This window comes from Cupriavidus sp. SW-Y-13, from assembly GCF_009793345.1.
Taxonomy (GTDB): domain Bacteria; phylum Pseudomonadota; class Gammaproteobacteria; order Burkholderiales; family Burkholderiaceae; genus Cupriavidus.
In genome coordinates this window covers 155,589-177,323 of record NZ_WHLX01000003.1, presented here as the reverse complement: position 1 = coordinate 177,323, position 21,735 = coordinate 155,589, and the positions used below count along the sequence as shown (strand labels likewise).

General features: G+C 62.1%; 21 protein-coding genes and 1 pseudogene. 8 read left to right on the top strand and 14 right to left on the bottom strand.

Features of this window, described 5'->3' with window-relative positions:
* Window positions 1-209 precede the first annotated feature (209 nt).
* The 4 genes from GA566_RS28280 to GA566_RS28265 all read right to left on the bottom strand — a co-directional run bounded on the left by GA566_RS28280 (window position 210) and on the right by GA566_RS28265 (window position 2,672).
* Window positions 210-905 carry a hypothetical protein gene (locus tag GA566_RS28280; protein WP_160474888.1) on the bottom strand — a complete coding sequence of 232 codons (696 nt, stop codon included), beginning with the start codon at window positions 903-905 and terminating at the stop codon, window positions 210-212.
* Between the two features lie 12 nt (window positions 906-917).
* Complete coding sequence (locus GA566_RS28275; RefSeq protein WP_160474887.1) at window positions 918-1,334, bottom strand: type II toxin-antitoxin system VapC family toxin; 417 nt, start codon at window positions 1,332-1,334, stop codon at window positions 918-920.
* Window positions 1,321-1,557, bottom strand: coding sequence for a DNA-binding protein (locus GA566_RS28270; RefSeq protein WP_160474886.1), 237 nt, complete (start codon window positions 1,555-1,557; stop codon window positions 1,321-1,323). Before GA566_RS28270 ends, GA566_RS28275 begins: the two co-directional genes overlap by 14 nt.
* Before the next feature lie 209 nt (window positions 1,558-1,766).
* Window positions 1,767-2,672, bottom strand: coding sequence for a LysR family transcriptional regulator (locus GA566_RS28265; RefSeq protein ID WP_160474885.1), 906 nt, complete (start codon window positions 2,670-2,672; stop codon window positions 1,767-1,769).
* Between the two features lie 161 nt (window positions 2,673-2,833).
* Between GA566_RS28265 and GA566_RS28260 the strand changes: the two genes are divergently transcribed.
* Window positions 2,834-4,408 carry an MFS transporter gene (locus GA566_RS28260; RefSeq protein WP_160474884.1) on the top strand — a complete coding sequence of 525 codons (1,575 nt, stop codon included), beginning with the start codon at window positions 2,834-2,836 and terminating at the stop codon, window positions 4,406-4,408.
* A 47-nt stretch (window positions 4,409-4,455) separates the two neighbouring features.
* Here GA566_RS28260 and GA566_RS28255 read toward each other — a convergent pair whose 3' ends face one another.
* From GA566_RS28255 to GA566_RS28235, 6 genes and pseudogenes are all read right to left on the bottom strand, one after another.
* Window positions 4,456-4,674, bottom strand: coding sequence for a hypothetical protein (locus GA566_RS28255; protein ID WP_160474883.1), 219 nt, complete (start codon window positions 4,672-4,674; stop codon window positions 4,456-4,458).
* On the bottom strand, window positions 4,622-5,263 hold the full coding sequence (locus GA566_RS28250) for a DNA/RNA non-specific endonuclease (RefSeq protein ID WP_255459670.1): 642 nt from the start codon (window positions 5,261-5,263) through the stop codon (window positions 4,622-4,624). The genes GA566_RS28255 and GA566_RS28250 overlap by 53 nt, the downstream gene beginning before the upstream one ends.
* Window positions 5,208-5,501: pseudogene (locus GA566_RS33585) on the bottom strand (DNA/RNA non-specific endonuclease); the annotation flags it as partial. The pseudogene GA566_RS33585 and the gene GA566_RS28250, both read right to left, overlap by 56 nt.
* A 50-nt stretch (window positions 5,502-5,551) precedes the next feature.
* Window positions 5,552-7,567, bottom strand: coding sequence for a beta-propeller fold lactonase family protein (locus GA566_RS28245; RefSeq protein WP_160474882.1), 2,016 nt, complete (start codon window positions 7,565-7,567; stop codon window positions 5,552-5,554).
* Between the two features lie 267 nt (window positions 7,568-7,834).
* Complete coding sequence (locus GA566_RS28240; protein WP_160474881.1) at window positions 7,835-9,793, bottom strand: kelch repeat-containing protein; 1,959 nt, start codon at window positions 9,791-9,793, stop codon at window positions 7,835-7,837.
* A gap of 157 nt (window positions 9,794-9,950) precedes the next feature.
* Window positions 9,951-10,124 (bottom strand): hypothetical protein, encoded by a 174-nt coding sequence (locus tag GA566_RS28235; protein ID WP_160474880.1) that lies wholly within the window; start codon window positions 10,122-10,124, stop codon window positions 9,951-9,953.
* 50 nt (window positions 10,125-10,174) lie between these two features.
* On the opposite strand from GA566_RS28235, the gene GA566_RS28230 reads away from it, so the two are divergent.
* From GA566_RS28230 to fabI, 7 genes are all read left to right on the top strand, one after another.
* Window positions 10,175-10,351 (top strand): hypothetical protein, encoded by a 177-nt coding sequence (locus GA566_RS28230; RefSeq protein WP_160474879.1) that lies wholly within the window; start codon window positions 10,175-10,177, stop codon window positions 10,349-10,351.
* A gap of 1,502 nt (window positions 10,352-11,853) precedes the next feature.
* Window positions 11,854-14,169: a DUF3141 domain-containing protein gene (locus GA566_RS28225; protein ID WP_160474878.1), complete on the top strand. Its 2,316-nt coding sequence runs from the start codon at window positions 11,854-11,856 to the stop codon at window positions 14,167-14,169.
* Window positions 14,170-14,221: 52 nt separating this feature from the next.
* Window positions 14,222-15,160, top strand: a complete 939-nt coding sequence (locus GA566_RS28220) for a phosphate acetyltransferase (protein ID WP_160474877.1) — start codon at window positions 14,222-14,224, stop codon at window positions 15,158-15,160.
* A gap of 4 nt (window positions 15,161-15,164) precedes the next feature.
* Window positions 15,165-16,355, top strand: a complete 1,191-nt coding sequence (locus tag GA566_RS28215) for an acetate/propionate family kinase (RefSeq protein ID WP_160474876.1) — start codon at window positions 15,165-15,167, stop codon at window positions 16,353-16,355.
* On the top strand, window positions 16,352-16,999 hold the full coding sequence (locus GA566_RS28210) for a 3-oxoacid CoA-transferase subunit A (RefSeq protein WP_160474875.1): 648 nt from the start codon (window positions 16,352-16,354) through the stop codon (window positions 16,997-16,999). The genes GA566_RS28215 and GA566_RS28210 overlap by 4 nt, the downstream gene beginning before the upstream one ends.
* A gap of 5 nt (window positions 17,000-17,004) precedes the next feature.
* Window positions 17,005-17,670, top strand: coding sequence for a 3-oxoacid CoA-transferase subunit B (locus GA566_RS28205; protein WP_160474874.1), 666 nt, complete (start codon window positions 17,005-17,007; stop codon window positions 17,668-17,670).
* Window positions 17,667-18,449 (top strand): enoyl-ACP reductase FabI, encoded by a 783-nt coding sequence (fabI, locus tag GA566_RS28200; protein ID WP_160474873.1) that lies wholly within the window; start codon window positions 17,667-17,669, stop codon window positions 18,447-18,449. The genes GA566_RS28205 and fabI overlap by 4 nt, the downstream gene beginning before the upstream one ends.
* Window positions 18,450-19,352: 903 nt before the next feature.
* On the opposite strand, the gene GA566_RS28195 is transcribed toward fabI, so the two are convergent.
* From GA566_RS28195 to GA566_RS28185, 4 genes are all read right to left on the bottom strand, one after another.
* Complete coding sequence (locus GA566_RS28195) at window positions 19,353-19,991, bottom strand: hypothetical protein (RefSeq protein ID WP_160474872.1); 639 nt, start codon at window positions 19,989-19,991, stop codon at window positions 19,353-19,355.
* 1 nt (window position 19,992) lies between these two features.
* Window positions 19,993-20,571, bottom strand: a complete 579-nt coding sequence (locus GA566_RS28190; protein WP_370459380.1) for a VIT1/CCC1 transporter family protein — start codon at window positions 20,569-20,571, stop codon at window positions 19,993-19,995.
* 629 nt (window positions 20,572-21,200) lie between these two features.
* Window positions 21,201-21,386 (bottom strand): hypothetical protein, encoded by a 186-nt coding sequence (locus GA566_RS33045; RefSeq protein WP_202126996.1) that lies wholly within the window; start codon window positions 21,384-21,386, stop codon window positions 21,201-21,203.
* Window positions 21,387-21,503: 117 nt separating this feature from the next.
* Window positions 21,504-21,734 carry a YMGG-like glycine zipper-containing protein gene (locus tag GA566_RS28185; protein ID WP_160474870.1) on the bottom strand — a complete coding sequence of 77 codons (231 nt, stop codon included), beginning with the start codon at window positions 21,732-21,734 and terminating at the stop codon, window positions 21,504-21,506.
* Window position 21,735: the final 1 nt, after the last annotated feature.

Sequence of the window (21,735 nt, the reverse complement as noted above, 5' to 3'; positions counted from 1 at the left end):
CACTCTGATCTAGCACGGCGATTGGCAGACGGGCTCTGTGGCCGTTCGCATTGCAGGCGGTTGGGTGGACGAGGCCATCGGTGGCTACAGCGACACCGCCTTCATCAATAACGCAGTCAAGCGCCCCTAGGGTCAATTCAATCCCGAATCCGCCACAACCTTCGCGCCGCGCATGGTGCCCAGCGAATGGAAGTGGCAAACAATTGGCACTATCTCGCCGCCCTCTCTGCTTCGGCAGCGGCCTTAACTGCCTGTTGTAGACAATTAATGCGATTCATCATCGTCTGCCTATCCGTGCCGCTAAACTCCTGCTTGCACTTCTCCATCGCCTCGCTTGCGGCAGCTATGCGAGCTTTTTCTTGCGCCACGGCGGCAGGGTCGGGATTCGCATCTACTTCGACGGCCTGCGCAATGGCATCCTTTCCGCCACGCAGATCGAATGCTGTCTCCTTACTGCCGCCTGTGGCAAGGTAGTAGCGGAATATCACGCTTTTCCCTTCCATAAAGTCCCGGAGCGTTCCAGTCAGCGGTTGGTCCTTGCCATGCCATACCAAGAAATTTACCCACTTGGGCTCACGCTTCACCATATCGGAGAGTCCAGGAATTCGCGAGTTCCTGCCGGCATCTGGTTCGACCGGCTTCAATTGGTCGATCCGGTACATGAGGGACTGGCTACCTAAGACGTCAACACTATCTGGGGGTAGGGAGAAATTTGCCCACACAGCACCCGCAGGACTTATGCGATAGAACGAAAGTTCAAAGCCTTGTGCGTTCCGTGTCATGGCAGACCGCCGCACCTCGTCGGTCATCGAGTCCGTTTTGGTTTTTAGTTCCCAGCTATAACCACGGGGGGACACAACCAAGAACACGAGGAGCATCAAAAAACGCATCTGAACGCCCAGCACATGAGTTTTTCCTTAGTCAAATGGGTTCAGCACCCGAACACCCAGCCCCGCGAAATCTTCCACGTTGCGCGTTACAACGGTCAGGTCGTGTATTAGGGCCGTCGCGGCGATTAGCTTGTCTAGCGCATGCTCAGGATGGGGAACGCGGAGACGTCCCCACACCTGGCCAATTTCTTCGTCCACCGATAGAATATTCTCTGTAAAGTCACTTAAAACAACCTTCAGCCATGCATCAAGTATTGCCGCCTGCTGCTCATCGCCACGATGACGGACCACTTCGACACCACGTCGTAACTCTCCCACAGTGACCACTGAAAGATAGAGACCGTCATCCCTCTTGCTTGCCTGACGAAAGAATGTCAGCACACCTTTGTTGGCGCGTTGGCGTTTTCGTACCTCGCTAATGACATTGGTGTCAACCAAATACACGTGCGGCCTCTCCCACGTCATCGACGCGTGCAAAGTCGGCATCCTCGCCAACATTGGGCATGCTCATCAGAACTTCCGCAAAGCTCCTGCGCTTTGTCCCGCCCAACGCCTTGGCCAAGATTTCACGATGTTCGGCTTCAGCGCTACGGCCGTGAGCAGCGGCTACTTCGCGCAATCTCTGCACAAGCCTCTCATCGACATTTCTTACCAAAAGATTTGCCATCGTCACTCCTTGTTACCACGCTATCAATGATAGCACTTCAATAAGGCGGTGCAAGCATTGATAGCATCCCGGATGTGCCTCATCATCGATATTTATGCGTGGATCGTCACGCCGGGAGCCGTTGCTCCATCGCGGCGGTGCGAGCGTGCCGGCCACGGCCGCCAGCGGATCGGCATACTAAAGCCGGCAGTCGTGCTGACGCGGCCGCTTCAGGCAAGCTGCATCCCGGCGATCTCGGCGACCAGCGCGTCGATCGCATGGCGGGTCTTCAGCGGGAGATACGGCGTCGCTGGCCACACGGCATGGATAGGCAGCGGCTGGCTGCCGCAGTGCCCCCGCACGAGTACCAGTTCGCCGGTGGCGATATAGCGCTCGAGCAGCCAGGACGGCAGCTTCACGAGCCCGAGCCCGGCAACGCCAGCGCCGGCAATGGCCTGTACGTCATCGAGACTCAGTTGTGGCCTGACCGGCAACTCCCGCTCGCTGCCGTCGGGCTCGCGCACGCGCCAGGGCGACAGCACGCCGCAGCGCGAGTGGAAGATGCCCGCATGTCCTTCGAACTGGTCGATGTCGACCGGTTTGCCGTGCCGGGCTAGATAGGACGGCGCCGCGCCGATGCACATGTGCTGCACGCCGAGGCGCCGCGCGGCAAGACTCGCGCTGTCGTGCAACGTGCCGATGCGGACCGCGAGATCGATGCCTTCCTCGATGAGATCAACGGTCCGGTCCGTGAAGGAGATATCGATCTGGAGCCGTGGATGCTTGCGCGCGAGGTCGAACAGCACCGGCGCAGCGCAAAGGTGGCCGAATGCGAGCGGCACGCTGACCCGCAGGCGGCCGCGCGGCTCGGTGTGACCGCTGTCCAGTTCGGCCTGGGCGACGTCGAGTTCGGCAATTGCGCGGCTGCAGCGAACGTAGAACGCCTGGCCTGCCTCGGTCAGCGTCTGGCTGCGTGTCGTCCGGTGGAGCAGGCGCACGCCAAGGCGCGTCTCGAGTCTGGCCACCGCCTTGCCGACCGCCGATCGCGTGAGATGCAGGCGTTCGGCGGCAAGCGTGAAGCTGCCAGCTTCTACCACCTGTACAAAGGCGGCGACGCCATCGAGCTGGTCGACCATGTAGTGTCCTTTTGGGGAATATAGGGAACCGCATGCGGGAAATAATGCCGCGAATCGGGATCAGGATTCCCGATATAGTAATTCCAAGTGGTTCTGCGCGCCTTTCCGACGCGCAACCGGCATGCGCCACGCTCAGCAATCCCCCGCTATCCCCGCCACCCATGACAATGTCCCGACTACCCGCCAATCGGCTCGCACTTGCTGCCGTCTGTCTGACCTCGCTGATGTTCGGCCTGGAAATATCCAGCGTTCCGACAATTCTCCCCACGCTCGAAGCGCTGCTGAACGCCGACTTCAGGCAACTGCAGTGGGTGATGAATGCGTACACCATCGCCTGCACCACGGTGCTGATGGCCACCGGAGCGCTGGCCGACCGCTTTGGACGCAAGCGTGTCTATGTGATCAGCATCGTCATGTTCGCGTTGACATCGCTGCTGTGCGGACTCGCGCAAAGTGCAATCGTGCTGATCCTGAGCCGGTTCCTGCAAGGGATGGCCGGCGGCGCCATGCTGATCTGCCAGGTCGCCGTGCTTTCACATCAGTTTCAGGAAGGCCGCGAACGCAGCAAGGCATTCAGCGCATGGGGCATCATCTTTGGGATCGGGCTCGGCTTCGGTCCGACGATCGGTGGGCTGATCGTCGCCATCGCGAACTGGCAGTGGGTGTTTCTGGTACACGTGCCGATTGCCTGCGTGTCGGTGGCACTCGTGCTGGCCGGCGTGCAGGCGTCGCGCGATCCCAATGCGCAGCATCTGGATGTGGCTGGCATCGTCACGCTTTCGGTCTCGTGCTTCGGCCTGGTCTATGTCATCACGCAGGGGCCGGACCTCGGTTATGCCAGTCCGCTTGCCTTGAGTCTCGTCGCGGTAACGACGGCGAGTTTGGTCGCATTTGTGTTGGTAGAGAAGTACAGCGCCCGACCCATGTTCGACTTTGCGGTGTTCCGCATCCGCGCCTTCTCGGGCGCGCTGTCCGGGTCGATGGGCATGAACTTCAGCTATTGGCCGTTCATGATCTATCTGCCGATATATTTCCAGGGTGCGCTTGGCTACACGAATGTGAACACCGGATTGTCGCTGCTCGCCTATACGCTGCCTACACTGCTCGTGCCTCCTATTGCCGAGCGGCTGATGCTTCGATTCGAAGCACGCAGGGTCATTCCGCTTGGCATGTTCACCATCGGACTTGGCTTCATGCTGATGCGCGTCGGCGCTGGCATGGAACACGCGAGCTGGCTCACCATGCTGCCTGGCTGCCTGTTGTGCGGAGCCGGGCTGGGCCTGACCAATACGCCGGTCACCAACACGGCTACCGGGGCCGTCTCGTCGAACCGTGCCGGCATGGCGTCGGGCATCGACATGAGTGCTCGGCTGATCAGCCTTGCCATCAATATCGCCGTGATGGGGTTCATCCTGCTCGAAGGGGTGCAGGCTTACCTTGCGCGCGCACTGCCCGGTGCTCGCGACGGTTCGACGCTGCGCATGCTCGCGGAACAGATCGCGGCCGGCAATGCCTCACATCTTGCTCAGGGCAACGCCATGATGGAGGCGGCGGACCCGCAAGGCGCGATTGCTCACGCGGCCCTTGTGCATGGCTTCCGGCTTGTGATGTTCTATGGCATGGCCGGTGCGTGGTGCCTAGCGTTGCTGAGCGCGCTCGCGTTCGGGATCCGCTCCGCTCGCAAGGAAAATGGCATCGGCGCGCCCGGCACGCCAACACGGCGATCCTGCCCGTAGTGTGTCTGTTGCGGCCGGTTACCGATGCAGCGATGCGGCCAGACTCGTCACAGATACACGTTGGACGGATAACGCTCGGGCATTGACCGGACATTCCAATCTGGCCGCACAGAGGAGGTTCTGAGTCGGAACAAGCGTGCCTTGGCGCGAGTCCGTCCCGCTTTTTCCTTTTTCTTTTGCTTTTGCTTTCGCTGGCTTTGCTGGCCGGGGCGTTCATCCCGTTGTCGTTCTATCGGCCTCGCGGCCTGGATGTTGCGCTGACTCATGGCAAGGTCCGCCGTTGCCCTGCGAAAGGCGCGTCAGAAGACGCGCCTTTCGTCCTTTTTGAAAGGAACATGTTCCTTCTCGGTGGATGCTATCGGGCGTAGGCCAGCACGTGTGTTGCCAGCGCTCCCGTATGCTGAACCAACCCGGAGGGTTTCCTGGCAGCAGCGTTGCCTGTTTTCTCGCTCCCAACGAGCCAGGCAAATGCAACACGCCGAGCAACCTTTTCCCTCGGATGCGGGGTGGGCGGTGGCAGATCCAGTGCCGCGCTACGCTTTGACGGCAGTTCGCTGATGCTGATGACGCTGTACGCCTGCGTCGCATCGTTGCGGACGACGTAGGCTGTGGCACCGACGCCCGGATGCGGACGCGACCGTTCAGCGTTCGGGCAGCACGGGTGAATGCAGGGCCGGTTACTACGTGAATGGTGCCGTACTGGCGGGCGAGCTTGCGGGTCGATGTTTCGATATGGCTCCAGGTCCGGCGGTTCGACGGGCTGTTCTGCGGCAACGACTTTGGCGATGCTGAAGCTTTCGGCCTGCGATGCCTTATCGGCGAAGTCACCGCTCGGGGCAAGGTGGCCTCGATCATATCCAGATCGTGCGAAGTCCCGCAGTTGGGCACGGTCGCCAGTGGGCAGACGGTCTTCTTCGTAGAAATCACTGTCGCGCGGCAATGTGCGTGCCGCATCGGCCGCAGCGCCAGTCAGGCGCTCTGCCGACCACAGTGCCGTGCGGGTCTGAGGCGAGTGGAGGATCGCATAGGCGCAGTAGCACAGCAGCTTGGCGTTACCGACGGGCCGGCTGACGGTCGGCTGGCCCGACTCCAGGATGTTTGCGCATTGCGTGGTGTCTGTCGCGGACCTTCGGGTCCGACGCTCTATGGCAGCGGCTCGACAATCGCCATGCCGATATTGCCATTGCCCGTGGGGAATGGACTGCCCGGAACCGGTGTCAGCGCACCAGTGGTTGAATTGATTGCGAATCCGTAGAGCTCGCCGAGGAAGGACGGCGAATACAGGAAGCGCCCACTCGGATCGACGCGCAGGCGTTGCGCATTGAAGCCGGTGGGCGTGCTCCCCAGGTTCTGATCGAACAAACCCGTCGTCATATCGCGCCGCACCACCTGTATCCCATTTGCACTCAGCCCACCAGTCAGGACATAGGCAAAGGGGCCCGAGGGGGCGAGCGCGATGTCGGTGGGCGAAAGCATCGTCGGGAAAACGTCAATCGCGGTCACGGCACCCCTAACGGGATCGATAGCGCCGACGCCGATCGTGTTGCTGGACATGTTCAGGGAGTACAGCATCCGGCCATCGGCAGACACCACAGCGCTACGCGCGCCTGAGCCAGTGGGTGGCGTTGTGTCTGGCAAATCGACTGTGCCGAGCAACGGATCAAAGGCCATGGACCACACCTCGTCCGTTGTGGTGTTCACCGAATAGATAACCCGGCCATTCGGCGACACGGCGACACCTGACGTACGACCGCTCAAGTCACCGCTCCAGTATCCTTGTCCAGTGGCTGTCGCGGTGTTGGTGATGGGGTCGATGCTGAATGCGAGGACAGTTCGCCCTGCGCCAATAATCAACCACTTGCCAGTCGGATGCATGGTGATAACCTCCGGCGTCGGGTGTGTCGGCGCGCTCGTGCCGGGGATGACGCTCAGGGCGCCACTGGTTGGGTCCAGCTGGTATGCCTCCACCGCGTCGTCGTCGCGCATGATTGCGTAGCCCACCAGTCCCGACGGCAGGAAGGCGATGTCAGTTACCCTTCTCGTTGTGGCGAACGGGCTGCCAGGCACTGCCGCAAGCGTTCCGTTGCGCGGATCGATCCGATAGACCGAAATCTTCATATCCACGCTGTTGGGCACGACCACGAACTGGGCCTGCACGCAGTTGATCGTCACATCGGTAACGTTGGTGCCGGCGATGGTGCCGCTGCCGTTCTGCACGGTGCATGTCTGGCCGGCAGGCTGGCCAGACACAGTGACGCCATACAGCATCCCGGCGACAAGCCCGGTGGGGAATGAGAACGCTCCGCCGGCGCTGACGACCGCCGTATCGCCGTTGGCCCCGGCCAGCATCAGGCTCTTCCCCGCGGCCAGACCGGACACCGTACCGCCCACCGTGTAAGTCGGCAGCGGCACCGTGGTCGGGCGGGCTAGCGCGGCGTTGCCGCACAGGCGTGCTCCTGTGGGTGTATCCGCGCAGGCGGCGAGCACGGCGGCGCCAGCCAGCGTGGCATATGATGGACTGCTGATCTGTGCTGAATGGCCGTCCACCGCTGCGGTCACAGGGAAAGTGATATCGCCGGTGCTCCACGACCAGTTGGTCAGGTCGGCGATACCATCGACGCCATCCGAGCGCCGTACGGCGGCGGTCACGGTTTGAGCCGCCGCGCCGGCGGTCACTGTCAGGATCGCGGGCGACAGCGTCAGCGTGTACGACTTTGCGGGCGTCGACTGCACTACCAGATGCGTAACCGCGGTGGCTCGGCCGCCATCGGCAAGCGTCGCCATGGCCGTGATATCGGCTACGCCAGCATTGTGGGTCTGCACAGTGGCATAGGTGCCGACCACAACCGAAGCCGAGATTCCTGCCGGCGACTTGTCCGAAGCCCCTGTGACCACGGCAACGGATTCGTCGGAAGACGTCCAGGCAAAGCTTGCGCCTTTCACCTCATTCCCATCGGCGGCAAACACCGTCGCCTTCAACGTCAGCGTGGTGCCTGCTACCGGCGCAGCGCTGCTTGTGTCTACGACAACCTTGATGGCGCCTGGCGTAGCCGACTGGGCCGGAGTGGCATTGTCATCGGAACCGCAGGCAGCAAGTACCGCGGTCGCAAGCAAGGCAATGCCGAACGCGCGTGCGCTGGCAGGAAGGCGTGGAAACATGGATCCGACCCGTAATTTTTTCTGGTTTTGGCGCGGCGCTATCGCCCGCTGCCTTGCGCGCGACTGTCGGCGCTAGCGCGTGTTGCCTGTCCCCGAACAGCGGAGACCAGCGCGGCTGCCTTCTTGGTGGCCGCTATAACTCCCATTGAATAACGTCGGGAACCTCATTTTTCTTGAATCGGCACCTGCGGGCCAAGTTTCGGGGCCCGGACGGCGGGCAGGTCCTGCGCGAGGACCCGCCTTCGTCGAGCAGTCTTCAGGGGACGTTCAGGGCTCGAACCGCTCAACGGTGCTCACATTGCCACTGGCGTTCACGCCGCCGATCATCAGTACGCTGCCATCATTGAGCAATGCGGCCGTGCCGTTGCTCCGCGCCGCCGCCATGGTCGCGCCAGCGCTCCAGACGTTGGTGCCGGGGTTGTAGATCTCGGTGGAAGCGTGCCGGACGGTACCCCCCGCGATCCCGCCCGCCACCAGCACGCGGCCATCTTGCAGCGTGGTGATGGTCGGCCACCCGCGCACGGCACCCCTCGTGCTGACCGTCCACTCGTTCGTGGCCGGATCGTAGAGCGAGGCCGTGAAGTTGCCGGCGCCAATCACCAGCACCTTGCCGTCGCGCAACGCCACAGATTGGTTCTCCAAGCTTGGGCCACCGGGGTAGGCCAATGCTGAGCTCGGACCGGCGTCATTGACCGGGAAGCGTTCGGCATTCGGGGCGAAGCCATCTATGAGGTTGGTGCCACCGGCGACGAGTATCGTATTGCCATCGGGCAGCAGTGTCGCCGCATGGTTGGCGCGTGGCGTGGACAGACGTGTCGCCATGGTCGTCCAGAGGTTGGTGACAGGGTCGTAGATTTCGGCGGTGTCCCAATAACTGCCCCCCCAATAGCCACCCATGACCAGCACCCGTCCGTCGGGGAGCAAGGTGGCCGTATGGTTTTCGCGCGACACGGACATATTCGGCACGGCCAGCCATACGGCAGCGATGGGGTCGTAGATCTCCGCGGTGGCCGTGCGGCCCCCGACGACCAGCACGCGGCCGTCCTGGAGCGGTGTGGCCGTCGCATTGGTGCGGCCAATGGACATGCTCGGCGTCGGTGCCCACGTATCAGTGGCGGGATCGAAAAGCACCGCCGCATTGGTTGGGACGCCCCCCGCACTGCCCCCGGCGACCAGTACCTTGCCATTCGCCAGCGGTGTCGATGTGCTGTCGTATGCAGGCGTGGCCAGAGACTGCACCGTGGTGAAGCTGCCAGTCGACGTCACAGTCAATCGCAGTTGGGTCTGCGCGCTGCCGCCGTTGTTGCTGGCCGTGACCGTGTACACCGTCTGCGTCTGACCCGCGGTCGGCGTGCCGGCGATCACGCCGGTTCCGGTATTGAGGCTCATACCCAATGGCAACGCGGGACTGACGGCAAACGCCGTGGCCGCGCCGCCCGTGAGGGACGGCGTCAGCGGCACGAGGGGTACGCCAACTGAAAGGATGAGGTCGGATGCGGGATAGGTAATCGATGTTGGCGGCACAATGGCCGCTGCCACCTCAATGCGCAGCGTGGCCGTGGTCTCGCCGGTCTCATTGCTGCCTGTCACGGTATAGGCCGTATCTGCCGTCACGACGGTCGGCGTGCCGGCGATGATGCCGCTCGCCCTATCGAAGGTGAGGCCCACCGGCAGAGCGGGCGCGATGCGGTAGCTGGTAATCGGACCGCCGCTGCTGGTGGGCGCGTTGCTGGCAATGGCCTGGCCGGCGGTGTAGATCACGGTCGAATCGCGATAGGCCAAGCCGGCCGGCGCAGCCGGAGTGCTGCGGACTTCGATCTGCACGCGGCCCGTGGCGCTGCCGGCCGCATTCTCGGCGGTCACGACATAGATCGTGGAGGCGGAGATCGCAGCGGGCGTGCCACGGATGATGCCCGTGACGGCGTCGAGGGCGAGGCCTAGGGGCAGTGCTGGCGCCACACTGTACCGGTCGACGGCGCCGCCGCTTACGCTAGGCTGGTTCGGCACGATTGCCTGGTCAACCTCGTACGTGGCAGAGGTCATGGCGTAGCTTAGACCCGCCGGGGCCTGCAGGGTCGCGGGCGCGTCGCTAACGGCGGGGTCATCGGATAGACACCCTGTCACCAGCGCGAGCCATGCCACACAAAGCAACACAAAGAGAATGCGGCCCAGCCGCACGACTTCATGCCGCGCGGGCGGCAATGTAAAGATTGCAAAGGAACGCATGACCAGTACCCGTGGAGTTTTTGTACGAGCGGCCCGCAGCTATGTGGCCTGGCCGCCCACAACTTTTGGCGGCAACTATAGCATCGGTTGATCGGCCAACTCGGGATTGCCCACAGCATTTGGATGACGCGGAAGTCGAGCGAGCCAATTCTAGGCCTTACCTCACCAGTGAATTGTTTATAGAGACTTTGGGTTGGCCGTACATCGGCATCGAACTTGAAGGGGCGATCACCGCGTCATCGACGTTTGCCAACGGGATTTTGATGTGCTGCGCCTTCTCGATGATGTGCCGCAGCATTTCATCGAGCACCGCGGGCTTCTGCGTAGGCACATACACGTGTCCGCGATGTTCACGACTTTGTTACGGATCGCACCCAGAACGTGGGCGTCGGCGAGCAAGTCCTGCATCAGGATGGCATGTTCCGGATCACGGAGAGCGTCATTCCTTGGGTGGGCACGGCATCGACTAAAAAACTCGATGGCCGCTTTGTGGTTCAACAGCATGACAGCGTCGCCGTCCGTGCCATCCTCACCGCGCTCAAACAGTTGTCGAAGTAGCCAAAGAGGCTATACCGGTTGCCCTCCAGCCGTGACGACGACCACGACAGATCCACCAGCAGGTGCTCGAGCACTTTGCGCGCGAAGGTTGCCGCGGGCTGTTGGACAGTCAAACGGCCCGAGCGGTAGAGCTCGTCTGCCAAGGCGCTAGGCATCTGCGCCGATTCGTTCGGCACGTAGTCATCGACGAAGCTTCGCAGGTAGGTAACCGGATCGCGCGCCGAGCGACTAGAGCAGGTTGTCCCGCAGCGCGAGGGACGCTGGCGACCGCTCCGAGTGCGCGGCCGCCGCAAGGTCGGGCAAGGCCGGCACCGTGGGCGGAGCCACCGAAGGCTCAGTTGTTGGCGCCGGGCGAGCGAGGGTATAGCGCGTGGCGCGGGTTTGGCCAGTGCGGATCAGCTCGTCACTGACACACAGCGCATCGAGATGCCGGCGCACGGTGGAGGAACTGCTTCGGGTGGCTTCGATTACATCCGTTGAGGAAACGTGCTCGCGGCCGGCTACCGCTAGTTGGCGAATTGCCTCCAAGACGTGTGCGGGTGTTGTTTTCATATATCGCGGAGAGGAATCTGCTCAGTTTCGAGTATCTGCCCTTCGTTCGACTAGTTCGCTCGCCATGGAGTCGAATCTGCTCAGCAATTTGAGCAGATTCTACCGGAATGAGCAGATACGCATAATTTGTACGGATGCTATTCACGGTACCTGCAGCGGTGAGCTGCCGGCTGGCAGTCGATCCAATTCGGACAGCACCATCCCAATGTCGCCTGTCCCACCCCAGCCCGCCTGACCAGGGGTTTTATGGCGATGCCTGAGTTGGATTAGCCGGCCCATTATTGAACGCCGATAAGCTTAAAAGGCGGGCAGCCAGCTATCCGGCGTGCTGAGCAAAGCGAGCCATTTTTTTCGCCTGCCACAGGTAGTCCGGGATTCGTACGCGTCCGTTCAGTATCCGGTCGGTATTTGTGAATGCCGAATCGGTCACGACGTGATGGTGCTGTACTGCCGGGCAAACTAGCGGATCGATGTCTCGATATGGCTCCAGGTCCGGCGGTTTCGCCGGAGTCACCGCTTCGCTGTAAGGTGAAATACCCAGCGCACTGGAGCGCCAGATGGAAGGGATGCAGGAGGCATTCACCAACGCCAGGGCCTATCTCTTCATCGAGCGCCGGCGCATGCGGCTGAGCCGGATGAATGTGCTTCAACCCGATGACAGCACGACGCCCGGTGACGACCTGGAGTCTGACTGTAAGCACTCCAGGCGATCTGCCCCTGGTTAGAGCCTTTCTGGTTGCGCGTATTGCGCGGGCCACGATATTGGCGCGCATGACACTGCTGGGAGAGAGGCAGAGCGTCTGCTGTAGGTGCTGGCATTGGACCATCGTCTCATTGACTTAGCCCTCGGGCGAAACAACTCTTAGAGTTCCGGTTTCCGCGGCGCACAACCGACCCGTTGGCTGTTTCCTGTCATACGGCTGCCGTATTCAACCCCTTGGGTGAACAACATGGATGCTGCAAAGCAACTTTCCCACGCACACGAGGTCGGGATCAAGACCGGCATCGTCCTCCGGAAACGCATGGGTCTTGCCCAGGAGGCGTTCAGCAAGCGCGTGCAGGCGGCGCAGAAGACCGATTGTGCGCCCGACGATGCCGCGGCCCTGTATGGCGGTACCGATCCCATGAGCGCTGGCGCCTACGTGGTCGATGCCGCGCAGCGTGCCATTCTCTACTGGGACACGCTGCGGCAGCGGGGCAACCAATTCGTCGAGAATGCCACACATGGGCTCAAGCCCGTGCTCCACTTCGACTACGAGACGGTCATGGACGGACGCACCTTCGAGCGGCCTGTCAACTATGCCCTGCTCAGGATCACGCCCCCCGAGGGCGTGACCGTCCACAATAGCCGCCGACCGTACATCATCATCGATCCGCGCGCCGGCCATGGCCCCGGTATAGGAGGATTCAAGGACGATTCGCAGGTAGGCGTCGCGCTGCGCGCCGGCCACCCCGTCTATTTCGTCATCTTTTTCCGCGACCCCGAGCCGGGGCAGACCCTTCTCGATGTTTGCGATGCGGAACAGAAGTTCGTCACGCAGGTGCGCAGACTGCATCCGGACAGCGCCAAGCCTGCCATCATCGGCAACTGCCAGGGCGGATGGGCGGCGATGATGCTGGCCGCCTCGAATCCCGCCGATACCGGCCCGATCGTCATCAACGGCGCGCCCATGTCGTACTGGAGCGGTGCGTGGCAGGAAGGCGAGGGCGACAACCCAATGCGATACGCCGGCGGTCTGCTCGGCGGGACATGGTTGTCGTCGTTTTCCGCCGACCTCGGCGATGGCAAGTTCGACGGCGCCCATCTTGTGCAGAATTTTGAGAACCTGAACCCGGCCAACAGCCTCTGGGACAAGTACTACAACCTCTACAAAAAGATCGACACCGAGCCGCCGCGGTTCCTCGAGTTCGAACGCTGGTGGGGCGGCTATTACCTGATGAACCGCGAAGAGATCGAATGGATCACCCGCAATCTCTTCGTGGGAAACAAGCTATGGTCCGGCGACGTCAAGGCCACTGGCGGCAAGGGTTTCGACCTGCGCGATATCAAGTCACCCATCATTTTGTTCGCATCAATGGGCGACAACATCACCCCGCCGCAGCAGGCGTTCAACTGGGTGGCGGACCTGTACAGCAGCACAGAAGAAATCAAGGCGCGCGGCCAGGTCATCGTTGGCATGATGCACGAGAGCATCGGGCACCTGGGCATCTTCGTCTCCGGCAGTGTCGCCAGGAAGGAACATGCGCAGATCGTATCGGTACTGAAGTCCATCGAACTGTTGCCGCCAGGTCTGTACGGCATGGTCATCACCGAGCATCAGGGGCAGGATGGTAACGGGCCCGTCGAGTACCAGGTGGAGTTTCGCGAGCTTCGCCTCGAAGACATCGTCGCTCGACTCAATCGCTTCGAACGCAGGGACGAGCGGCCGTTCGAGGCGGTGGCCGCGCTGTCGGAATTTAACCAGCGCGCCTACGAACTGTTTGCGCAGCCGTTCGTGCAGGCCATGTCCAACGACATGACGGCGCGACTGCTGCGCGAGTTCCATCCGCTGCGGATGCAGAACTGGGCGTTCTCGGACATGAACCCGTGGTTGGCATGGCTCGGCCCCGCCGCGCAGACGGTCAGGGCCAACCGGCAGGCATTGGATGCGGCCCATCCACTCCGCCAACGCGAGCAGGCCGGCGCGGAACTGATCAGCGCAGCGCTGGATCACTACCGTGCCATGCGCGACGCTGTCACGGAAGCGTCATTCTTCGGCATATTCGCCAACATGTTCTCGATGTATCTCGGCGACAAGGCTCGCCCGGCGGCCATCTCCGCGATGGGCGCGGAGCCCCTGGCCCGGCCGGAAATCGAGGCGGCGCTCGCGAGCGTGGCGACCGGCGGCTATGTCGATGCTCTCGCCCGGGTGGCCGTCCTGTTGATGCGCCAGGGCGAGCCGTTGCCGCTCGCGCGCCTGGAACTGCGCAAGGAGCTGGTCGACGACTATGCTGATTTCCTTCCCGACCTCGACGCGTATGAGTGGCGCACGATACGCGGACGGCAGGAAATCATCGTGCGGCACGCGCCCGAGCAGGCGCTGGAGGCGCTGCCGATCCTGCTGCACGTGCCCGCCGACCGCAGGCGGTTACTGGCCTTGCTGGACACGCTGGCCACCGACGAGCGGATGACCGGCAGCCAGCCCTCGGAGGAACAGAGGGCCATGCTTGCCCGGATTCGCGCCGTGCTCGCCACCAAGCCCGAACGGCCACGCCGCGCGGCCTGAGGCGAGCGAACGAAACCCACGCCGTGAACCGTTGGCACCGGGAGTCATGTACATGGAAGCGAAACATGAGAAATACCACCGGTTGATCGAGTATTGCCGATCGATTCCCGCGACGCCGACCGCGGTCGTGCATCCCTGCGACCGGAGTTCGCTGGAAGGCGCCGTGGAGGCGGCGAAGATCGGCCTGATCGCACCAGTCCTGGTCGGGCCGAAGGCACGCATCGAGGAACTGGCCCGGACCGCAGGCATTGACATCGCGCCGTATCCGATGATCGATGTGCCCTACAGCGAGGCTGCGGCGATCGCCGCCGTGCAACTGGTGCGCGAAGGTAAGGTCGAGGCGCTGATGAAGGGCAGCCTGCACACCGACGAACTGATGGCGGCGGTGGTCAGGCGGGATTCTGGCCTGCGCACCAGCCGACGCGTGAGTCATTGTTTCGTGATGGACGTGCCGGGCCATGCCGAGGCCCTGATTATTACCGACGCCGCAGTCAACATTGCGCCGACGCTGGAGGAGAAGGCCGACATTCTCCAGAACGCCATCGACCTTGCCCACGCGCTCCACGTGACCGAGGTGCGGGTCGCCATCCTGTCGGCGATGGAGACCGTCAATCCGAAAGTGCCGTCCACCGTCGAAGCGGCAGCCCTTTGCAAGATGGTGGACCGCAAGCAGATCACCGGCGCGGTGGTCGATGGCCCGCTCGCATTGGACAACGCCATCAACCTAGAGGCTGCGCGGATCAAGCAGATTGCCTCGCCGGTGGCCGGCCGTGCCAATGTGCTGCTGGTGCCGGATCTGGAGGCGGGCAATATGCTGGCCAAGAGCCTGTCATTCCTGGCTGGTGCCGATGCGGCCGGCATCGTGCTCGGCGCTCGCGTGCCGATCATCCTGACCAGCCGCGCGGATTCGATCCTCACGCGGCTCGCTTCCTGCGCGGTGGCCGCGCTCGTGGCCAAGGCGCGCCGGGACAACGCCAAAGCAGTAGGGTGATGCCATGGCTGATGTCATCCTCGTCCTTAATTCCGGTTCGTCAAGCATTAAATTTTGCGCCTACTGTGCGCAGAGCGAGGCGCTGCCACTGGTGTTGCGTGGCAGTATCGACGGGCTCTATACCGCGCCAGCATTCCGGGCTGTCGATGCACAGGGCCGGGATATTGGCAGCCGGCGGTGGGAAGCCGGCGAAGTCCTCGATCACGGCAGCGCGGTGGCGTTTGTCGCTGATTTCCTGCGCGGCCATGGAGAAGGCCATCATCTGGCGGCCGTCGGTCATCGCGTGGTGCACGGAGGCACGCGCTACACGGGCCCGCTCAGGGTCAGCCCCGAGGTCATCGCGGAACTGGCATCGCTGTGCCCGTTGGCACCGCTGCACCAGCCACACAATCTCAAGCCGATCCAGATGCTGGCGGAACGCCGCCCCGATCTGCCACAGGTGGTGTGCTTCGATACCGCGTTCCACTGCACCCAGCCCGAGCTCGCCCAGGCGTTTGCGCTGCCGAAGGCGATTACGGAGCGTGGGGTGCGACGCTACGGCTTTCACGGACTGTCCTATGAATACATCGCCAGCGTATTGCCGCAGATGGACAGCCGTGCCGCGAATGGCCGCACTGTGGTGGCCCACCTGGGCAACGGTAGCAGCCTGTGCGCGCTCGCGGCCCGGCGCAGCGTGGCCAGCACCATGGGCTTCACCGCCGTGGATGGCTTGCCAATGGGGACCCGGTGCGGCAGCCTGGACCCAGGCGTGATCCTGTACCTGATGGACGAACTGAAGTTTGATGCGCGCGCGATCGAGGACCTGATCTATCGCAAGTCGGGGCTGCTGGGTGTCTCGGGCGTCTCGAGCGATATGCGCGCCTTGCTGGTCAGCGACGAACCGCGCTCGCGGCTGGCCATCGACCTGTTCACGTACAGGATCGGGCGCGAACTTGGCAGTCTCGCTGCCGCCCTCCAAGGACTGGATGCGCTGGTGTTCACCGCCGGGGTCGGCGAGCATGCCGCGCAGATTCGGGAGCAGGTGTGCCGGTACGCGGCTTGGCTTGGCGTGGAGCTCGACGCCGCTGCGAATGGCCGCGGGGAATTGCGGATTAGCAGCGCGGCGAGCCGCGTCTCGGTCTGGGTGGTCCCGACCAACGAAGAGCTGATGATCGCCAGGCATACCCGTGCCGTCATCGGTGCCGCCGCGCCATGAAAACCATCCAAATCGAAAACGCCGTCGCCATGATTCCGGATGGCGCAACCGTCATGGTGGGAGGCTTCATGGGCGTCGGTACGCCCGAGCGCCTGATCGACGAGATCGCGCGGCAGGGCAAGCGCGAATTGACGGTGATCGCTAACGATACGGCCATGCCCGGCAGGGGGATTGGCAAGCTCGTGGAAGCGGGCGTATTGCGTAAGGCCGTCGTCAGCCATATTGGGCTCAATCCGGAGACGCAGCGGCGGATGATCGCGGGCGAACTGGAAGTGGATCTGGTGCCGCAGGGCACCTTGATTGAACGCATCCGCGCCGCCGGCTGTGGACTTGGCGGCATTCTCACGGCAACGGGGGTAGGCACGCTTGTCGAGCACGGCAAGCGGAAGCTGGAGGTGGACGGCATCGAATACCTCCTCGAAACGCCGCTGCACGCGGAGTTTGCGTTGGTCGAGGCGTTCCTGTCGGACTACCAGGGAAACCTGGTCTACGCCCTGACCGCAAGAAATTTCAATCCGATCATCGCCATGGCGGCCAGTACGGTCATCGTGGATGCCGCGCACATTGTGCCGATTGGGATGATTCCACCGGATCACGTCATCACACCGTCGGTATTGGTGGACTACGTGATAGCCCATCACTGAGAGCCATGGACGCACAAACGATCATTGCAAGACGCGTGGCGCAAGAGCTTCAGGCGGGCATGTTGGTCAATCTGGGTGTTGGCATTCCGACCCTGGTCGCCAACTATGTGCCGCATGACATGCGCATCTTCTTTCAGTCGGAGAACGGCCTGATCGGTACCGGGCCCGTCCCGGAAACGGGCATGGTCGAACGCTACCTAACCGACGCGGCCGGCCAGCCGGTCAGCGCGTTGCCCGGCGCGTGCACGTTCGACAGCGCCATGTCGTTCGGGCTGATCCGCGGGCATCACCTCGACATGACGGTGCTCGGCGCGCTACAGGTGGACGAGGCTGGCCTTCTTGCCAATTGGACCATTCCGGGCAAGCTCGTGCCGGGCATGGGCGGCGCCATGGACCTTGTAGCGGGGGCGAGGCGAGTGGTCATCGCCATGCAGCACTGTGCCAAGGGTAAGCCGAAGATTCTCAGGCAATGCACCTTGCCGCTGACCGCGTTGCGGCCGGTGGATCTGGTCGTGACCGAACTCGCTGTGATTTCGTTCGCGTCCGGCGCGCCGGTGCTGATGGAGACGGCGCCCGGCGTCTCGGTGGCCGAGGTGCTGGCCGCGACCGAGGCGAGACTAGTGGTGCCCGATGTGGTACCGGAGATGACATTTGACGGAGCGACAACATGACCATCGATAACCACCGACCGATCCTGGAGGGGAAGAAAGCCCTGATCTGTGGCATCGCAAATGAATCCTCTATAGCTTATGGATGCGCGAAGGCGTTTCGGGAATTGGGCGCAGATCTTGCCATCACCTATGCCAACGAGAAGACCCGGACCTATGTGGAGCCGCTGGCGCGCGGGCTTGACGCCTCGATATTTCTGCCGCTCGATGTGTCGAACCAGACTGACCTGGTTGCAGTCTTTGCACAAATCGGGGAGACGTGGGGCAAGCTCGACATCCTGGTCCATTCAATTGCATGGGCGCCAAAGGAGGACCTCCAGGGTGGGCTGCTGAATTGCTCGGCGGAGGGTTTTAGCAAGGCTATGGACATCTCCTGTCATTCCTTCGTTCGTATGGCCAGGCTGGCTGCGCCATTAATGCATGACGGTGGGGTCATGTTCACGATGAGCTATCACGGTGCTACCAAGGTCGTGCCGAACTACAACGTGATGGGGCCGGTCAAGGCGGCATTGGAAGCTGCTTCGCGATATCTGGCGTACGAACTGGGATCACAGGGGATTCGTGTGCACGCGATCTCCCCTGGACCGCTCAAGACGCGGGCGGCGTCGGGGCTGAAGGACTTCGATCTGATGCTGAACGATGCGGGTGCCCGCGCTCCGCTTGGGGAGCTGGTCGACATCATGGATGTTGGTTTTACCTGTGCCTTCCTGGCCACACCCTATGCCAGACGGCTCTCAGGCGAAACCTTGTACATCGACGGCGGCGTCAGCATCATGGCTTGAAATGGAGTTATGAGCAGCTTGAGGGAGACAGGCGGTCGGCCGCGGTTAGTTCCGGCACGGATTCGCCTAACCGCTTCCGGGGCGGTGGGGGCGGCGTCCAGTAGCTTTCGCGCTCGGAAAGGTGGGAAACCAGGGCGGGCGGCTAGCGAACGACTGAAGTTTGGCTTACTCAGGCCGCTTGCGGTTAGATGGCCTGATGACCGGAATCGCCGGTTTAGTCCTCAGCACATCAGGCTAGAGACTTGCTCGTGTCAGAGGAACGGTCGACTCTGAACGGACCATCGAATGTTTAGACGGCGGTTGCTCGACTAGCAGTGATCTATCTTTGCTTCGACCCATTGAATCCGAGACCCATCACGGTCATTCGCAGATCCGTCTACGGACGACTGAAGCTCGATGCAAAATCTGCCGGTCGCGGGGCGTTGCCAGATGACGACCGCCTCGTACCGCAACCCTTTTCCCGAACCCCGCAGATGCATCTGTCAGAATTCTCGTTGCACGATTTCACTTATTTCTGACGCGGTGGAAGCACACAAATGGCTGCCGGCAAAACGTTTGTCTTCGTGAGGCTGAATCTAGAGAAAACTGCCCACTGCCGAACGAACCGTGGCCGGAAGAACGCTCAGATTGGAAGAGTGGCTTGTATCGCATACGCGGTGTTGACGTTTTGAACGTCGGGCGATGGCGCGCTTCGCCCAGACCAATGGCAGGTATGTGTGGACACAGGCACCCGCGCTTAGTTCGCGCAAGCGCGGCGAGCGATAGTTGCACTGACAAGCTTGGGAGGAAAGTCCAAGTCTGCAGCGATTTGTGCAACCACATGGTCTAGTTCGTCAGTTTCCATTGCCGTCGCTCTCACAATCTCATTGCAGTCTGGCCGCGCTTGCGGACGGGATCTTGCCGCTAGAACGCCAGGCTCACGGCAGCGATGACCACTTGGTCATGGGACGCCGGGTTGAACCAGTAGATGCTGCCTGTGACCTTGCCGAACGTGAGTTGCAGCAAACCACCGCGCTGGAATTCGCGATTGCCGCCATAGATCCGCGTGCGCTGTGCAACGAAGCCCAACCGCAGCCACGGCAAGGGGCGGTATCCGAGCTCGCTCCATGCATAGGTGTAGGGTGTGGTGGAGCCTGTACCTGGCAGATACTCTGCTTCGATGTAGTAATCGAACTTGCTGATCGCCAGACTCGCTTCCGCGCCGACGATGGGGCCGTGCGTGCTGCCTGCGACAAAGCCGACGATGGGAGTGACTTTGTACTGCACGGTCTCGCCACCGGAAAACGACCAACCGATGAAGGCGGATTGGGCATGTATCGCTTCGTAGTTGACGCGTGCCTCAAGATGAAGCGAGCCATGATCGGCAGCGAAGATGCCCGAGCCATAGCTACCCTCATGTCGTGGCATGTTCCAGAAGCCAGTGGCCATCACACTCCAGACCGGCGATGGCGCGGTGGCATCCGGCTGGGCCACGGCAACCTGTTGAGCATGTGCGCACTGGAAAGCCAGGCAGATCCCAGCAGCGGCCAGCAACGCACGCACGTCATCCCCCCAATGCGATGACCGCCGCAGTGAGGGCGACACCGAGCGCCATCAAGCCGAAGCCGGCGCGCCATGGACTGATACCGCCGTAATGTCCCAGTGCCGCGCCGCTTGCGAACAGCATGAGCAGGGTCAGAGCTCGGGAGACGACGAGGGCCGTAGTAACGTCATGCCACAGGACGAAGGGTAGCGCGACGGGGAAGGTCGCCAGCACGACGATGCAGAAGATCCGTAGCGCTGCCAGTAAGTCACCACCACGCAACTTGGGACGCGTGGGAACTGCCACGCCGCTAAGGAAACGCCGCCGCAACGGTTCGAGATCCTCATCGGAAACATGGGCATTCATCGCCGGCGGCAGTGCATCTCGAATCGCATCGATGCCGGATGCCGGATCGCCGCGTCTGGTAATGACGACGAGCTTCTGCAGCATGCCGCGTCCCGCCAGTGTTCGCACAAGGTACATGATGGCATCGACCAGTCCCCAGGCGAGGTTGCAACCAATGGCTGTGCTCAGCATGGTTCGGCCGGCATCGGGGCCTGCGGTAGCGGAAGAAACAGCGCCGACGAATGTCAGCGCCATGAATAGCCCGAAGCACGTCTCGGATACGCGGTCGACGATATCGAGAGCCGGGGATCGATCTCTAGCGGATTTCTCTTGCGACGAATTGATAGACGACATGCATCTGCCCGGAGAATCGCCGTCAGAGTGACGTGCTTTTGGAAAGTAGTCCCATCGAAGTCAGTAATCCATTGGACCAATGGCCTAAGGTGGCTCGGTGCTCTCCTGATTCACTTCTTGGAGGCGCGGGGGCATATCGCTAACTCCGAGGCTGAGCTGGGGATAGCTTTGCAGGTCTCGCTCTCCTGGCACGTGGGCAGTGTCGGGATCTGGAGATTTTAGAACTCTGTCGCCTTGTTGTGTTGGAGGTCAATAGACTTCGATTGCAAGCCAGCAAGCGGTATTCTTCGTAGAAATTACTGTCGCGTGGCAGTGTCCGGGCTGCATCTGCTGCAGCGCCAGTCAGGCGCTCCCCGACCAAAGTGGGGTGCAGGTCTGGGGCGAGTAGAGGACGGCGTAGGCGCGGTAGCACAGCAGCTTGGTGTTACCGGCGGCCGACTGACTGAGGGGTTATCCCGCGGCCTGCCCGCATTGCGCAGTGTCCTTGGAGGAAGATATCGCCGCTGTGACGGCGAGAATTAGGGCGACTGCTAGGTGGCGAATCGCTGCTGTTTTGAAGTGGGCGTTGAACACAACACCAGCTTGCCCGTTCTGAGCCAAAGGCAAGGTTGCCCGTGATCGGGGAGACCATCAATGGCCTTGCCGATGAATTTATGTAAATCCAGAAGCGGCCATTCCTTGTCGAGGGGCGCTGTGAGATCTTCGATCACGGGCATGGGTTTGCAAGTACGGGAGGATTACGTCCATGCGACACCGTGGCGGGGGATTGACGAGTCACAGGTTGCGACCCAGAGATTATTGTCCCGCCGCGGCGCCCCGCCCGGCAAGGCAAGTTACCACTGCTGCTGTTTGCTTCCCTTGATATTGCCCGCTACGCCGCCGGCTACGGCGCCGATCGCGGCGCCAGTCCAGCCACTACCTCCAGCAATGGCCGCGATGCCCGCACCCGCTGCGGCACCGATGCCAGCACCGGTCACGGTGCCTTGCTGCTGCGGTGTCATATTTGTGCATCCTGCCGCGCCGGCGGCCACTAGCATCGCACCAATCAGTTGGAGTCGTTTCATG

Excerpts from the sequence above, each read along its gene's own strand:
- GA566_RS28270 (WP_160474886.1), bottom strand. The coding sequence starts at position 1,557 with ATGGCAAATCTTTTGGTAAGAAATGTCGATGAGAGGCTTGTGCAGAGA.
- GA566_RS28265 (WP_160474885.1), bottom strand. The coding sequence starts at position 2,672 with ATGGTCGACCAGCTCGATGGCGTCGCCGCCTTTGTACAGGTGGTAGAA.
- GA566_RS28260 (WP_160474884.1), top strand. The coding sequence starts at position 2,834 with ATGACAATGTCCCGACTACCCGCCAATCGGCTCGCACTTGCTGCCGTC.
- GA566_RS28255 (WP_160474883.1), bottom strand. The coding sequence starts at position 4,674 with ATGAGTCAGCGCAACATCCAGGCCGCGAGGCCGATAGAACGACAACGG.
- GA566_RS28250 (WP_255459670.1), bottom strand. The coding sequence starts at position 5,263 with ATGATCGAGGCCACCTTGCCCCGAGCGGTGACTTCGCCGATAAGGCAT.
- GA566_RS28245 (WP_160474882.1), bottom strand. The coding sequence starts at position 7,567 with ATGTTTCCACGCCTTCCTGCCAGCGCACGCGCGTTCGGCATTGCCTTG.
- GA566_RS28240 (WP_160474881.1), bottom strand. The coding sequence starts at position 9,793 with ATGCGTTCCTTTGCAATCTTTACATTGCCGCCCGCGCGGCATGAAGTC.
- GA566_RS28225 (WP_160474878.1), top strand. The coding sequence starts at position 11,854 with ATGGATGCTGCAAAGCAACTTTCCCACGCACACGAGGTCGGGATCAAG.
- GA566_RS28220 (WP_160474877.1), top strand. The coding sequence starts at position 14,222 with ATGGAAGCGAAACATGAGAAATACCACCGGTTGATCGAGTATTGCCGA.
- GA566_RS28215 (WP_160474876.1), top strand. The coding sequence starts at position 15,165 with ATGGCTGATGTCATCCTCGTCCTTAATTCCGGTTCGTCAAGCATTAAA.
- GA566_RS28210 (WP_160474875.1), top strand. The coding sequence starts at position 16,352 with ATGAAAACCATCCAAATCGAAAACGCCGTCGCCATGATTCCGGATGGC.
- GA566_RS28205 (WP_160474874.1), top strand. The coding sequence starts at position 17,005 with ATGGACGCACAAACGATCATTGCAAGACGCGTGGCGCAAGAGCTTCAG.
- fabI (WP_160474873.1), top strand. The coding sequence starts at position 17,667 with ATGACCATCGATAACCACCGACCGATCCTGGAGGGGAAGAAAGCCCTG.
- GA566_RS28190 (WP_370459380.1), bottom strand. The coding sequence starts at position 20,571 with ATGGCGCTGACATTCGTCGGCGCTGTTTCTTCCGCTACCGCAGGCCCC.
- GA566_RS33045 (WP_202126996.1), bottom strand. The coding sequence starts at position 21,386 with ATGCCCGTGATCGAAGATCTCACAGCGCCCCTCGACAAGGAATGGCCG.
- GA566_RS28185 (WP_160474870.1), bottom strand. The coding sequence starts at position 21,734 with ATGAAACGACTCCAACTGATTGGTGCGATGCTAGTGGCCGCCGGCGCG.